The 13,197-nt window shown below is 59.8% G+C and carries 13 protein-coding genes; 6 read left to right on the top strand and 7 right to left on the bottom strand.

Annotation, left to right across the window (positions count from 1 at the left end; genetic code table 11):
- Positions 1 to 120: 120 nt before the first annotated feature.
- Entirely contained in the window at positions 121 to 1,461 is a 1,341-nt protein-coding gene (locus tag ARC23_RS04405) for a ComEC/Rec2 family competence protein (RefSeq protein WP_152985197.1), read from the top strand.
- Positions 1,462 to 1,506: 45 nt separating this feature from the next.
- On the opposite strand, the gene ARC23_RS04410 is transcribed toward ARC23_RS04405, so the two are convergent.
- From ARC23_RS04410 to ARC23_RS04425, 4 genes are all read right to left on the bottom strand, one after another.
- Positions 1,507 to 2,286, bottom strand: coding sequence for a hypothetical protein (locus ARC23_RS04410; RefSeq protein WP_057496124.1), 780 nt, complete (start codon positions 2,284 to 2,286; stop codon positions 1,507 to 1,509).
- Positions 2,287 to 2,302: 16 nt separating this feature from the next.
- Positions 2,303 to 3,379 carry an MBL fold metallo-hydrolase gene (locus tag ARC23_RS04415; RefSeq protein WP_057496310.1) on the bottom strand — a complete coding sequence of 359 codons (1,077 nt, stop codon included), beginning with the start codon at positions 3,377 to 3,379 and terminating at the stop codon, positions 2,303 to 2,305.
- Between the two features lie 273 nt (positions 3,380 to 3,652).
- Positions 3,653 to 3,904 carry a hypothetical protein gene (locus ARC23_RS04420; RefSeq protein WP_152985198.1) on the bottom strand — a complete coding sequence of 84 codons (252 nt, stop codon included), beginning with the start codon at positions 3,902 to 3,904 and terminating at the stop codon, positions 3,653 to 3,655.
- Positions 3,905 to 4,380: 476 nt separating this feature from the next.
- Positions 4,381 to 4,692 (bottom strand): DUF3892 domain-containing protein, encoded by a 312-nt coding sequence (locus tag ARC23_RS04425; RefSeq protein WP_057496126.1) that lies wholly within the window; start codon positions 4,690 to 4,692, stop codon positions 4,381 to 4,383.
- Positions 4,693 to 5,080: 388 nt separating this feature from the next.
- On the opposite strand from ARC23_RS04425, the gene ARC23_RS04430 reads away from it, so the two are divergent.
- The gene (locus ARC23_RS04430; RefSeq protein WP_238985191.1) at positions 5,081 to 6,328 is read left to right on the top strand and encodes an ATP-binding protein; all 1,248 of its coding nucleotides are present in this window, start codon (positions 5,081 to 5,083) and stop codon (positions 6,326 to 6,328) included.
- 18 nt (positions 6,329 to 6,346) lie between these two features.
- Here ARC23_RS04430 and dsbG read toward each other — a convergent pair whose 3' ends face one another.
- Positions 6,347 to 7,123 (bottom strand): thiol:disulfide interchange protein DsbG, encoded by a 777-nt coding sequence (gene dsbG, locus ARC23_RS04435; RefSeq protein WP_057496127.1) that lies wholly within the window; start codon positions 7,121 to 7,123, stop codon positions 6,347 to 6,349.
- 149 nt (positions 7,124 to 7,272) lie between these two features.
- On the opposite strand from dsbG, the gene ARC23_RS04440 reads away from it, so the two are divergent.
- Positions 7,273 to 7,947 (top strand): response regulator transcription factor, encoded by a 675-nt coding sequence (locus ARC23_RS04440; RefSeq protein ID WP_057496128.1) that lies wholly within the window; start codon positions 7,273 to 7,275, stop codon positions 7,945 to 7,947.
- A gap of 104 nt (positions 7,948 to 8,051) precedes the next feature.
- On the opposite strand, the gene trxA is transcribed toward ARC23_RS04440, so the two are convergent.
- Positions 8,052 to 8,384, bottom strand: coding sequence for a thioredoxin (gene trxA, locus ARC23_RS20305; protein WP_080393014.1), 333 nt, complete (start codon positions 8,382 to 8,384; stop codon positions 8,052 to 8,054).
- Between the two features lie 282 nt (positions 8,385 to 8,666).
- Between trxA and ARC23_RS04450 the strand changes: the two genes are divergently transcribed.
- Positions 8,667 to 10,067, top strand: coding sequence for a site-specific integrase (locus ARC23_RS04450; RefSeq protein WP_057496130.1), 1,401 nt, complete (start codon positions 8,667 to 8,669; stop codon positions 10,065 to 10,067).
- 561 nt (positions 10,068 to 10,628) lie between these two features.
- Entirely contained in the window at positions 10,629 to 11,216 is a 588-nt protein-coding gene (locus tag ARC23_RS04455) for a hypothetical protein (RefSeq protein ID WP_057496131.1), read from the top strand.
- On the opposite strand, the gene ARC23_RS04460 is transcribed toward ARC23_RS04455, so the two are convergent.
- Positions 11,209 to 12,195 (bottom strand): hypothetical protein, encoded by a 987-nt coding sequence (locus tag ARC23_RS04460; protein ID WP_152985199.1) that lies wholly within the window; start codon positions 12,193 to 12,195, stop codon positions 11,209 to 11,211. The genes ARC23_RS04455 and ARC23_RS04460 overlap by 8 nt on opposite strands.
- Before the next feature lie 71 nt (positions 12,196 to 12,266).
- Between ARC23_RS04460 and ARC23_RS04465 the strand changes: the two genes are divergently transcribed.
- Positions 12,267 to 12,635: an H-NS histone family protein gene (locus ARC23_RS04465; RefSeq protein WP_057496133.1), complete on the top strand. Its 369-nt coding sequence runs from the start codon at positions 12,267 to 12,269 to the stop codon at positions 12,633 to 12,635.
- Positions 12,636 to 13,197: the final 562 nt, after the last annotated feature.

The raw sequence follows: 13,197 nt of genomic DNA on the forward strand, positions 1-13,197 counted from the left end.
CACTCGCGGTGCATAGCTTGACTGCCGCTCATTAAGTGAGCATCGCAGCCAGATCCCCGCAGCATCCCAACCGCGGGCGTGCGTCGTCCTTCAATGCAATTGGCTTACATGGAGTTTCCATTGAACCCGCACTTCTCTGTCCACGCACCGGAGCACCCCCGCCCGAAAGGCCTTTACGCGCAAGTGGATTTCATCGAACCCTTGGGCGAAGGGCTGGCCTTGGTTGGCTTGGACGGGGTGGACGCGGAGTGGTTCGCTAAATTCAGCGAGGACCATGGGCTGAGCAAGAACGCCGCAAGCGTCGACGTATGCAAAGCATTCGCTCAGCGTGCACCGCTGTTCCACCTGCAGCTGACCATGTTCTTGGATGAGGCAAATCGCCGGTTTAGGGCAAGGACCAGGCACTGGCTGCGCATTGATCTTTCCGCTGAAGGCCCACTGCGCGGGGAACTGTATCCAACGCTCTTTTCCCCGGCCCAGACCGTCGCGTTTGACGCCGTGCGCCTTCCACTGATGAACCGCAGAAGTCAGCAGCTGAACAGCCTCACGCTTGTGCCAAACCAACCTCCGGTGCCGCACACACCGCCTACGCCCCTGCACATCGAGGAACTAGCGGTGCTCGACGTGGGCCAGGGATCGGCCAATGCATTGCTGTGCCGCGAAGGCGTTGCACGCATCTACTTTGACGTGGGCTGCGGCGTCTATCGCAATGCTCCGACGCGGCCACCGAACATCAGCTTCTGCCAGTGCGAGGACCCTGTTGTCGTCCTTTCCCATTGGGACGCAGACCATTGGGCCGGAGCCACCATTGATACAGGGCTTCTGACACGCACCTGGATTGCCCCCATCCCAGCAACCATCAAACACATTGTGTTCCTCATGAACATTTGGACTGCGGGAGGAAAAACGCATCTGCTCAGTACTTCGGCCACTGTCCAACTAGGCTCTGGAATCAAGCTCGTTCGTTGCAAAGGGCCTGCCAGTGACCGCAACGAGTCAGGACTGGCGCTGATCGCCGAGCACGAAGGCAAGCGCTGGCTGTTGCCGGGTGATGCCAGTTACCACAACGTTCCAGGGGCCCTGAAACGTCCCGTCACGGGTTTGGTGGCCACCCACCACGGGGCCCGCGTCCATGGCCCCGGCGCGCCGGTGCCCTCGCCGGCGCCCGACTATGCCCGACTGGCTTATTCCTTTGGTCCCGGTAATGCGCACGGAAAGTACGGGGTCTCCCACCCCCGCCCCGCGGGAGTGCACGCGTATGACGCCGCTGGCTGGACTCACACCGGCTGGGGCGTTCTCCCGCTTGGCAGCGCTATCGCCAGTCCTCCGGGTCTCGCCCGAGCAACGGCACACCATCCTACCGCCCATTTGAATGGCATCCGCATCGGCTGGACCGCGCCAGTCGGCGTGCTCCCGCACTTGGCCGTCTGCCCAAAGGCAATGCCCCTTACGCAAACGTAGGGCCATTGCGCCAGTTCGGTCAGCAACGCGCTGAAGCAGCCCCCGTCAAGGCGGGGAGCTGCTCGGAAGACGATCAAAGGCCGTCAAAAGCCTCTCGGCGTAGGCGTAGGCCGCGCTCTCGACGCGGTCATGACTGAAGCTGGTACACCACAGGAAGAGCAATACGCCCGAAACCAGCAACGTCGTGCCGCCCTCAAAGCCTGGGTGCAGCAGCGATGACCCAGCAAAGGCAAGCGGATTGAGGGTCAACGCCCCGGTCATGAGCAGGCCCACGAGCACGCCGGCGGCAGACGTCGCCACGCCAAACGGGCGCAGCGCCGACATGTTACGGAAGAAGCCGTAGGAGATGTTCTCCTTGAACACCAACGCTTCCGTACCTCTCGTTCTCTCGCGCAGCTTCGCAACAGCGTCCTCGTAAGCATGGTCGGCCTTGCCCGGACTGCCCCTTTCTTTGGCAGCCGACGGCAGCTCTGCTTTCAGCTTCTCCTGGATCGCCTTGTGATACCCAGCCTTCGTGACAGGGTTCAATCGCTCATTCCGGTGCCGAAGAAGGATGGTAGAGGGCATGCCTCCCCACTTCCTGACCAACTTCTCTTCAAGCTTCTTACCCTGAAAGCGCACCACGCTGGAGAGCAATAACGGCGCGCAGAAGGTCGCAATGACGGTCGCCACAACCTGCATAGCGTCGAGCTCGTCTCGAAACGCCGCGATGAAGGACACGGTCAAGGGCATCAGTACGATGAGGCCGGGGGCCAACCTAGCGTTGCGATCATAAGGATCCGACACTTGGGCAAGCAACTGACCTAGAGCAATGGGATTGGACATCTCAGTCACTGCTCCCTCAGTCCTTCTCATAGTCGGGCGGATACGGCGTCTGTTCGATGCCTCCCCAACCGTTGCGCGAGATGCCCGTGGACAGCAAGAGATCCCGACCTTCCGTGGCGGAAAAATGCGCCCCGCGGTGAATCATTGCCCGCACCACGACCTTCCGAGGGTGCGCCGTGTCTGCCTTCGCAGAGCTGCAAACGGCGATAAATTTGGTGCCCTCCTCCTGCGTCTTGAGCGGTTCGCCCAGCCAACGGTTGAGGACCTCCGTGTTGACGTTTCGACGCCCGCCATGATGCGGCACCTGGAAGCCCCAAACGCCTGGCAGTGCCCCACCCGTCGCCTCCAAGTAGTCGGCAGCCTCTTTGAGGCCGTCACGCCCGGTGTCACCGGTCAGGAGCACGCGCTTACCATTGATGAGGATGGTCTGGACCACGCTCATTTCGTTCTCTTCACTCGTACCGCCAACGGGGAAGAACTCCTGTCCCCACAGGCCCTGAACCAAAGTTTTGGCCGCCTTGGCCAACGCTGCCAAGCCCTCAAGAGACGCCTCGACCAGCGTGCGATCCTTGGCGGCCTCTGGTGTGCGATCGGATGCAACCACAAGGTCCAGGTAGCGGGCACGGGTGGGGGCCAGCACCAAGAAGTCGCCAATGAACGCCCCCTGGAACGGATCACGGATAGGGATGTTCTTCTCAAGCGCGAGCTCTTCCAGCGCCGCCGGCCCCGGATACAGCATACGCAGGCGATTACGCAGCGCGTCCACGGAGTTGTAAGTCTCAAACCGGGGGAGAAGCTCTTGCGCGTAGAGCCAAGGGCGATGCATCCAAAGCTCCCCCACTTCGCAACGCTCAAGGACCTTGCGCAGGCCGTTGGCGTGATCACTGTCCGGATGCGTCAGCACCACCGAATCAACCTTGCCGGTCCCGTAGTGCTTGGCGATGTGTTCAACCAAGCGATCACCGGTCTCCAGGTACCCACCATCAACCACATGGACTCGAGTGCGCCCATTCAGTTCGTAACGCACGCCAATGGCGTCACCGCTCTTGGAGGTTTCTACCCCCAGGAAATCCACTTCGATGCTGTCTGCCACGTTTAGCCCCCTGTTGGCTAAGGTTGCCCATCTGAGCAATGTTGAGACGTTAAGCTCCGGCCCGGTGGCGGTAACTGCCATCAGGGGAGGATCTTCTATTGAGGGTCTTGCATTAAAGACGGCCCATGCGCCTTGAAGCCGCCATTGGAAACCGGCCGCTTTGGCTTCTCCTCGCATGGAACCCAATGCTAGACGCGCCCACTACATTCAAACTAAAGCCAGCCCCGACTCGTCCTTTAGACCTTCATGCAATCCTAGACAGACCTGCGCGGGTCAATAGACCGACTTGCCAACGGCTACCAGGGCCGCACGCAGCCCATCGGACCCGATCTTCGCCAGGACCGCGGCGGCCGCTTTGCGGTCCAGCGGACAGTAGGACATGTATCCCTTGCCATTGAGGTATAGCGCGTAGAACCCGCTGAGTTTGGGCTGACCGAGTACCTCGTAGATGCCCTCTTCCAAGATAGGAATGTGGAGGTGCTTTGGCGTTCCGTCGGTGTGCCTGGACTGCACCTTCTCACTCATCCATTGCAGCCTGCCATCCGGGAAATACCTGCGGACGACAGACTTTTTCTCCGACTTGTTGCACTGGAGAAAGATTCCTCGCTGGCCTCCAACGGAACCCAACGTGAGCTTGTCTCTGTACGACACCCTTGACGCCTTCCACTTCTCTGTTAGAAAGCCACCACTCCACTGACCGGGCACAGCAACCAATGTACTGGCTTGAAATTTATTCACCGCACGTTGGCACAGCCCGCGTGGAAGGCTTAAGCAAGGCTCAACTTGACGCCATCGCCCCATTCCTCGGTGGAGCCGGCATCGCCAGCTCCTTCGGCATATACCACTCCGATGGAAGCGCGGAACTTTTGGGAGGTTGCCTGGCCGCATCGCTGGAGGAAGACGGCGTGCACTACCTACACATCGAAGTTCCGACTACTGCCCACTGAGAGGCTGCGCAACAGCCGCCTCTCAGTGGCAGCTCTGGACCCGCAATGGTGCGGTCAGAAGGTCGGCAAGTTTTCCAGGTTGTCTTTCGTTGACTCGTCGCGCACGGTCTTGAGGTAATCGGTCTTCACCGACGTGATCTCAAGATTGGCGCCTCGCCCCCAGCCCCCGTCAGTCTTCTTAACGATGGTAATGAACGTCTTTTTCCCCTCAATCATCTCGATGACTTCAGGGCGCGTCAGATCGCGGTAAGTGTCAGACTTGAATCGCCCAGTGATTTGGTCAACCACATGGACGCGCAGCTTCGCAATGTGCGAGCTATCGCTGTTGTACTTCACTGCAGAAACGTAGAAATCAGGATGAGCCATTTCGACATTGCCTCGACAAAAAAGTTCGGCGGCATTAGACGCCCACCACTACCTTTGTGCAATAGGAACTTTCCTACCCCCTACCAAAGGACAACGGCGTCAATCCAATGACATGCAATGCGACAAATGAGTGCATCGAACTGCACCGCTTGATTCGGTTGAGAAATTTGAGCGACTTAATTTTCAATTAAGTCACCCGACCCACCATAGGTGCCCACGCGCTTGGCAAGGGGCCGACTTGGCCGTCAGAATTCTGACCCGTCAAATCGCCTCCGGGAGCCCCCAGTTGTTGGACACGCCTGCAAGATGCGCACTGAGCTTGAGAAGTCGCGCGGTCCTCATCGCGGGACTGTCCCTGCTGCTGCTGTGGTCCCTGGCGGCCTTCTGGATGATCCGCTCGGTCAACCAGCGGGTCCAAGAAACACTCGACGGGCGCCTGGAGATGTCCGCACAAATGGTGAGCGGACTTCTCCAGCAATCTGACATCGAGTTGACGACTGAGCCCACCGACTTTTCCAAAGCGCTGGCCGATGCTGGACTTAAGGGAATCGCGTGTGAGATCCGTTCCTTGAGGCATCCGGAGCTTCCGGAGGTGTTCAATGGCTCCATCGCCCCACTGGAGCTGCCCCAAGGCTTGTCGACCAGAGCGGTGGACGGCCAGCAATGGCGCTTGTACGTGCTGCGAACGCCCGATTACCAGGTTACTACTGCAGATCGGGTAGAGCAGCGTATGGGGCTATCCAGAGAACTCCTGGCGGCTGCGGGGGTTCCTTTTCTTATCGCTGTTTTAGGCGGCCTTGCCATGCTGTGGCTGGCCATTGATCGGGGGCTGTCCCCCCTGAACGCGCTCTCTGACCAGCTCCGCTCCCGCACCGCAACGAGCCTGGCCCCGGTTGAGATCGTTCCGTGCCCTGGCGAGCTCACTCCGGTGCTCGATGCAATGAACGGGCTTCTACAGCGGCTCGCCACAACGGTGAGCGGGCAACGCGCGTTCACCGACGCCGCGGCCCATGAGCTGCGCACCCCGCTGACGGTAATCGACACACATCTGCAGGTTGCACGCGCCGCACAGGGCGCAGAGCGGGAGCGGTCGCTCGCCTTTGCAGATCAAGGGGTCAAGCAACTCTCTCGAACCCTCCAGCAATTGCTGGATCTGGCGCGATCAGAGACGGACCCGGCTGGCACAGAGCCCTGCACTTCCACGGCAGATGCATTGATGCTTGCGTGGGAGCAGCTGGATCAGAAGGCGTGGTCCCGCATTTCGCTCAACTACCCACTGGCCGATGCGAAAACGAACGTTCCCTTGGCTCTGCTCCAGACGGCGGTGCGCAATCTGCTGGACAACGCGCTGAAGTATTCGAAGGGCCCGATAGAAGTGTCGATGAGGGCAAGCGCAGAGGGTGGCTACTGCACCCTACACATTGCCGATCGCGGCCCCGGGCTGACCCCGACCCAGATGACGTCCATCGGCCGTCGGTTCTGGCGTGGGGATCAGGAACTGAGGGGCACTGCGGGCGCCGGTCTTGGCATTTCCATTGTCCGCGCGGTGCTTGAACCTTTCGGCGGACGGGTGTCCTTCCACGCCAGGCACCAGGGCGGTCTAAGGGTGGAAGTGTCCATTCCTACCCCGCCCTGACCCAGGTCCTCGAGCCGATCAGCGAGGGCCCAGCAACGCTTCGAGCGCGCCAGCGCGGGGCATGCCGTTCACCTTTTGCAGCTCACCGTTGGTCTGCTTGCCCACGATCCCCGGCGTCCCACTGAACCCAAGTGACTCCATGAGCGCGTGGTTTTCTTGAAGCTTCTTGGCCACCTCCGGTGGAATGGAGGCGAGCGCGGGTATTCCGCCTCGAGCCTGGTTCAGTTCGTTATGCAGCAAGGCTGCCGAAGGGTCTTTGGCTGTCATGATCGCAGCGGCCTTGGCCGGGCTGTCCGCTCGGATGACGCCCACCATCACGTGCCGGAGCTGAACCTTCCCCGAGTTTACCCACGGTCGGGCTGCCTCCCAGAACTGGTGGCAGTAGGGGCAATTGGCGTCGGTGAACACGTAGAGGATCTTGGGGGCGTCGGGCTTTCCGTCTTGAATCCAAGCGGCTTGGGCCAGGTCCGACCACGCCTTTGCCCCCATGGGACCAGTGACCAGCTTGGACAGTTGGGCCTCGTCTATTGCAGCCCCATCTGCCCCCACTCGGGTGCCAACGATTGCACTCCCATCCTTCAATACGTAGACCGCCACGGGGCGACCGCCCGCTGCTCCAGCAAACGCCTGCACGTCGGGTGCAGACTGAAACCCTCCAACGATGGTCAAGCCTTGGGCCTCGAGAGTCTTGAGGACGCCTGGTCGGGAAGGCGGGGCGGCTTCGGAGCATCCTGGAAGAAAGGAAAGGCTGGCGAGCAGCGTGGTGGCCAGAGCAAGCTTAACGGGTCGGGTCATTGCAATCCTCGTCGGCAATCTACATCAAGCACGGGCGTGCTCAATCGCCACGAGAGTGCATGTGCAAACTAAAGCCACGCTTAAGCCAGGGGCGCTAGGCTTGACTCAGCGCTGGCTCACGCCGGCTTCCACGCTTCTGGATAAGAACCATGCGAGTACTCTTGGTAGAAGACGACCAGCGGATTGGCGAGGGAATCGCCTCAGGGCTTGCCATGCATGGCATTTCTTCAAAGCACGTGATGACTGCGGTCAAAGCAGCCGAAGCCCATCGCGAGGAGACCTTTCACGCGATCGTGCTCGATCTTGGACTGCCGGATAAAGACGGCCTTGAGTTTCTGGATGAGGTCCGCGCCTTTGAACCGGAGCTTCCTGTGCTGGTTCTCTCTGCACGTGACTCCATCGAGGCGAGGGTAAACGCCCTTCACAATGGCGCTGACGACTACCTCACCAAGCCGTTTGACTTGCGCGAGCTGGCCGCGCGCATCCATGCGTTGGTGAGGCGTACGATGGGGCGAACGACGCAGGCGATCCACGCCGGCCCCCTTCGATTGGAACCTGCCAGCGGGTTGGCGTGGCTGGACGGGGCACCGGTCACCTTGTCTCGCCGGGAAGTGGACCTCCTCACCCACCTGTCGAGCAACGATGGGCGCTGGGTGTTGCCTGAGGTGCTGGCCGAGCGCGTGTTTGGGATGGGATCGAACGTGGGAAGCAACACCCTCAATGTTCACATTCACAACATTCGCCGCAAGCTGGGAACAGGCGTTATCGAAACCACCCGCGGCCTGGGCTACCGCCTGGGATGGCGTGATTCACCTGGCAACTAGCACGTTGCGCGCTTCCCCAGTGATCACCTTGTCCCCCTACCCGTTGTTCGCCCACAGCGAACGCGGTCGGCGCCAAGCGCCATAGGAGCCCCAAGATGCGCGCCTCAGGCAAGGTCAGGCACCAGCTTGCGCAGCTCATACTCCAGTTGTGCTGCCGGCATCGCTCCAGAGATCACGCCCGCCCGCTCACCGCCACGGAACACCACCATGGTGGGAATCGTACGGATCCCAAATGCGACTGCCAACGCCTGATTTTCGTCGATGTTCACTTTGACGACCTTCAATCGACCTTCATGCCTGCAACTGACTTGTTCGAGCACCGGCGCTAGCAACGTGCAGGGCCGGCACCACGGCGCCCAGAAGTCAACGAGGACCGTCTTTTTTTCGCGGGTAACGGCTTCCTCGAAGGTCGCTTCGCTCACACTTTCGATCGCCACAAACAGTCCTCGCTTTTGTTGAGAGCAGCCGCTGGAACAGCCACTGGTGGTCGTTGCACTGAGAACGCAATTGACTGCTATTGATTGCTTGGAAATCGCTCGAAATCCCTTGTTTTAAAGGACTTCACGGAGATAACTGATTTAGCGGGTTGGTGCGGGCACCCTCGCAGCCGGAGCAACGTCTAGGGGTGTTGAGTGGGGCGAAAATTTTTGTATCAACCCGGTTGACGAATTTGCGGCCTGTTTTATCCGTACTTCCATCCCCCAGATGGAAGTGAACCAATGACCGCTCTACCCTCCGCAGCCCTCACCGATTACATTGCCGCACCCTTTGGCACCCTTCATCTGGAGGGCATCCACATTGGTCGTTTCCGGATTGAACGAGCTACGATTCAAGGTCGAGAAGCTGCAATCAATCTTCAGGAATGCATCCTGACAGCGCTGGACGAAATCGGCCGCAAGAGCGCGCTGAAGAACGGAACCCGGTATCCCCAGCAACTGCCCATGGGTACACCGGCTCGTCCCTTGGCCAAAGAGATCGATGATCACCTCGCGGACATGCGCCGCCGGCAGCTGGATCCCAAGACAGTGCTCGCTACCGAGCGGACCCTGAAACTTCTCCTGCTGACCTGCGGCAACATTTCGGCCTGCCGCGTGGATTACAAGCATATCCAAGCATTATGGCAGCTGCTGCGCCGGGCTCCGAAGAACCTGTTGTCGGATCCCTTGCTGAAACGCCTCAGCTTCGATGACGCGATCACTTTGGGGAAGGAGCAGGACGTACCGCCCTTGGCTCCGGCCACCGAAGAGCGCCACCGCCGCTTCCTGGTAGCTTTCTTCAACCACCTGGTCAACGGGCAAGCCATCGCGTCCTCGCCCATGAAGGCCTTCCGCAAACCAAAAGAAGATCACGCCATCGATCCCGACAAGGCCATCCGCCTGTTCGAGGACGGAGACCTGCAGGCCATCTTCGACCCGGCCACCTTCATCCCTTGGGCGAGAAAGCCGCAGCACTGGTGGGCACCGATGATTGGCCTCTACACGGGCGCTCGCGTCAATGAGGTGTGCCAGCTGAAGCTGACCGACATCCTCCAGGAGCGCGGCATATGGTGCATCGCCTTCCAAAAGACCATCGATGAAGACCTCGCCTCGGATCCGAAGCGCCAACGGCGGAGCCGGCAAAGCATGAAGGGAGCCGGCTGCATGCGCATCGTCCCCATCGCCAAGCCCCTGTTGGACGCCGGTTTCCTCGAGTTCGTCGAAGACATGAGGGCGACTGGCCACCCGCGGCTGTTCCCCCTCCTCTCTGCCGGCGTGAACCGCAAGACCGGGGAGACCAACGCGCGCTACAGCCAGCAATTCGTGGTGGATTTCGGCCGCTACTTGAAGAGTCTTGGGTTCGCCAAAGGGATCGGCTTCCACGCCTTCCGGCACACCCTGGCGACAGAGCTTGATGTGAACGATGTTCCGGAGAGGGAGATTGCGCTGGTAACCGGCCACAGCACCGATCCACGGGATCGGGTCCAGGTGTTGCGCAAGCACTACCTCCACAAGAAACCGCAGGTGACCCGGAGCAAGCAGATCAGCGCCCTGCAGTTATATCAGCCCAACGTGGAACTGCCGCGCTACGAGTGCGGGCAGTTTGCGGAACAGTTGCGGGACCCGACCAAGTTCCATCCATAAGGCCGGAACGTGTGCCCAAGCCCCTCCAACGCGGGAAAGCAGGAAGTGAAGGACCCGAAGGGGGCACCGACGCAGCACCTGACCGTCGTTGTCGCCCAGCGATGTAAGCGTCCCCACAACCACCGGGGACCCGCTCATCGAGATTTGCCAACGATGCAGGCATTTGGAAGAGCAATGGACGTCCATCAGGTAGGTGTCGACGGCACTAAGACGCTCTGGGATGGCGCGGCAAGCGCCGTCCCGCCTCTCCCCAAAAAGGGCACGCGATTGAAACCAAGACACCGTTGCGAACGAGACGCCTGTGGAGCGTTCGGAAATGGGTAGGAGGGAGGCCATAAAGATGTGATAGGCCAACTGCCTTGTCGGTCAATTCGGGCCGGCAAGAAGTGGCGCCCGGCCACAGGCCTAGCTACCGGAGCAGCGCTTCCACACTGGCCCTCCTTGCTCCGCATTGTGCAACGCCTCGCGCTCAAGCTCACGCCCTAATCAAGGGAAACGCCCCTCCGGTTGACAGTGCGCAAATGCGTGGCATAAACCGTGTCGTTAACCGGCGCGCGTCCTATGCAAAACCCCACATGTGAGTTCATCGATCTGCCCCCTGACTTGGTGCCCGCACTCGTGTTGGGAGCCAAGGCTGGCCTCTCGGTTCACCGAGCAGACCGAGAGCGGGCGCTCGCTGAGATCGACGGCCATTTGAGTCCTTCCCAGTTGATGGACCTAGCCTCATGGTCGAAAAATTACATCGCGCAGCCAACCGATTCCTCAACGGCTCACCATGTGTTCTGGCAAGCCGGAGTGACTTTAGAGGCGAGAATTCATGACGAAGCGGAGTCTGAGGTCGACTGGAAATGGATCGAGGCAAACGTTGCTGGCGAATACGAGTATTACACTCGCATGGCACTCGCGAGGGTAGGCGCTTCCTTCGCCCTACTGACGACCGAGGTTTACCGGTGCACAGCATCTGATTTACACCCGAGCAGGATGAGTGAAAGCTGGAGCGAAACTGAGGAGATTGAAGTTAGCAATAATTTCAATGCAGCCCGTCGGGCGGCCGATCTGCTGTTTGAGCTAGGCGATCTCGAGGCCCTCATTTTGAAGAGGAACGGCCGCCACGCCAGCACGAACGGGGCGAGACCGCAGATCACTTGACGTTGCCGTTGGCCTGGGCCTCAGCCATTGCTTTGGCTTTGGCTTTAGCGTTGGCTTTGCCTTTCGCGTTGCCCTTGCCTTTCGCCGCCTGTTCATTGAACGACTTTTCAGCTGCCGCCCCTGCTAATTCTTTGAACTTAATGTAATCATCGTCTGAGTTGATCGAATCTTGCACCACCTCTCCTTCGTGCATAAAATTTCCTCCAACTAGAAAGGTGGCGGCGGTTAGCGTATTTTTCACCCCATCCAGCTTCAGTGCGTTCGCGAAACTGTTCTCACTAAGCCCTTTCTTGACAAAATAGAAGACGACGATGCAGTTCATTTTAGATAATGTCTTCAGATGCAAGAACGTCACCCTCTCAGGCCAGTGGTGATGGACGACTTCAATGATGACCATCGGATTGCGAGCGGTCCTATTCATCCGCGTGGTGTCGACGCCCACGATGTCCGGCTGAATAAAGTCGCCACATTCCATCAGTAGCCGCGTGCCTGGCTCTTTGTGCCACGTATATTTGCTCAAGGAATGCTGAGCCCAGAGTTGCGTGCGAATGTGCTTCCTATTGGCATCCCGCCCCTTGGACATGATCTGCAGTGAAGTGCCGTCGGCCGCTAGACGACTCTGAAGTTCGTTCACTGCATCATTGTGGGTCGGGTCGGCGCTGTCGCGGTGGATTGGCGTCCTGGGTTCCCCGGACCTTAGTTTGAAGTGAGCCCTAGCTGGCTTGCGAGTGCCGTTGCTCTGGCCCTCTGGAACGATGATGAGGTCATTAAGATCGTCGTCCCATAGCCCGCAGCTCAGCCGCATCTGGCGGCGCTTCTCGGAATCATTGATGTCCCTTGGTGAGAACGACTCTCCCTTATCTGTCCAAGCGCGCTTCGTCTTCAAACCGAGGATGCTCGCGTCGTCGAAATCTCCGCTATTCATGACATTTACCGAGGTGAGTGTGCTACCAGATGATACGCGCTGAGCATCACTCATGGTCACCGCGTGGCTTCGCATCGGATTCCATTTGGAATTACACTGAAGCCCTCGACGCTTGGATCAAACAGATGACCATCGATGTCAGCGGCCTGTCGGCCAAAGAACTCAAGGCCCTGATCGCTCAGGCAGAAAAGCAACAAACCAAGGTGCTGACCCGGCCTAAGGCTGCCGCCATGCGAGCCAAGATCAACCAATACGTCAAAGAGCATGGCTACACGATTGAGGAGCTTTACGGGGCGGTTTCAACGGCCTCTTCTGAGACCTCCAGGAAGCGCACCGGCCGCAAACCCGCGAAGTCCGCCGGCAGCAAGGTCGCCCCTAAGTACCGCAATCCGGCCAACCCTAGCGAAACGTGGTCCGGCCGTGGCCGCCAACCAAGGTGGCTTGCTGCGCTGGTCCAGAAGGGGAAAGAGCCCAGCGAGTTCTTGATCAAGTAGTCCAAAGCGCAGGTCAAAGATCAAAGGCGAATCAACGCCCAGGCCCTTTGTCGGCACGCACGCGGGCGCATGGGAAGGTCTGAGACCGGTTGCCACGGACGGCCAATGCGCTCTAGCTAAGGCGCTGATCGGTCCCACCCATCACCTTCAAGACAGGACACGCGCCCACTGGCACGTGTGCTGAAAGCAGAGTTCCTCGACAGGGTGACTCAGCGGTGGGCCAACTCCCCGCGGCGGCGGCGCTTGGAGGTGCTTCAGACGCTGTCAGCGCTGTATGACCAGTTCCACCGAATGGGCTTGGCCCGACGTCGCCCGAGAATGTTGCCCACTTTTCCTACCGGCTGCCAGCAGAGGTCGCCCGTGGCTGGCCCAGATCTCCTCGCAGTAACAGCCGCACCAACTCGATGACGTGCCGCCCCTTCCGCGTTGCCGTTTGTTCAAGCCGGTCTTTCAGCTCCCGTGGCACGCGAACGGCAATTTGCACGTAAGGTGGTCGCCTCCCGTGGACAGCCCCGCCAAGGTGAGCACCCAGGTCGATGCCAAACCGGCCAAGATTGGGCCC

The sequence above is a fragment of the Stenotrophomonas beteli genome (assembly GCF_001431665.1).
Lineage (GTDB): Bacteria > Pseudomonadota > Gammaproteobacteria > Xanthomonadales > Xanthomonadaceae > Stenotrophomonas > Stenotrophomonas beteli.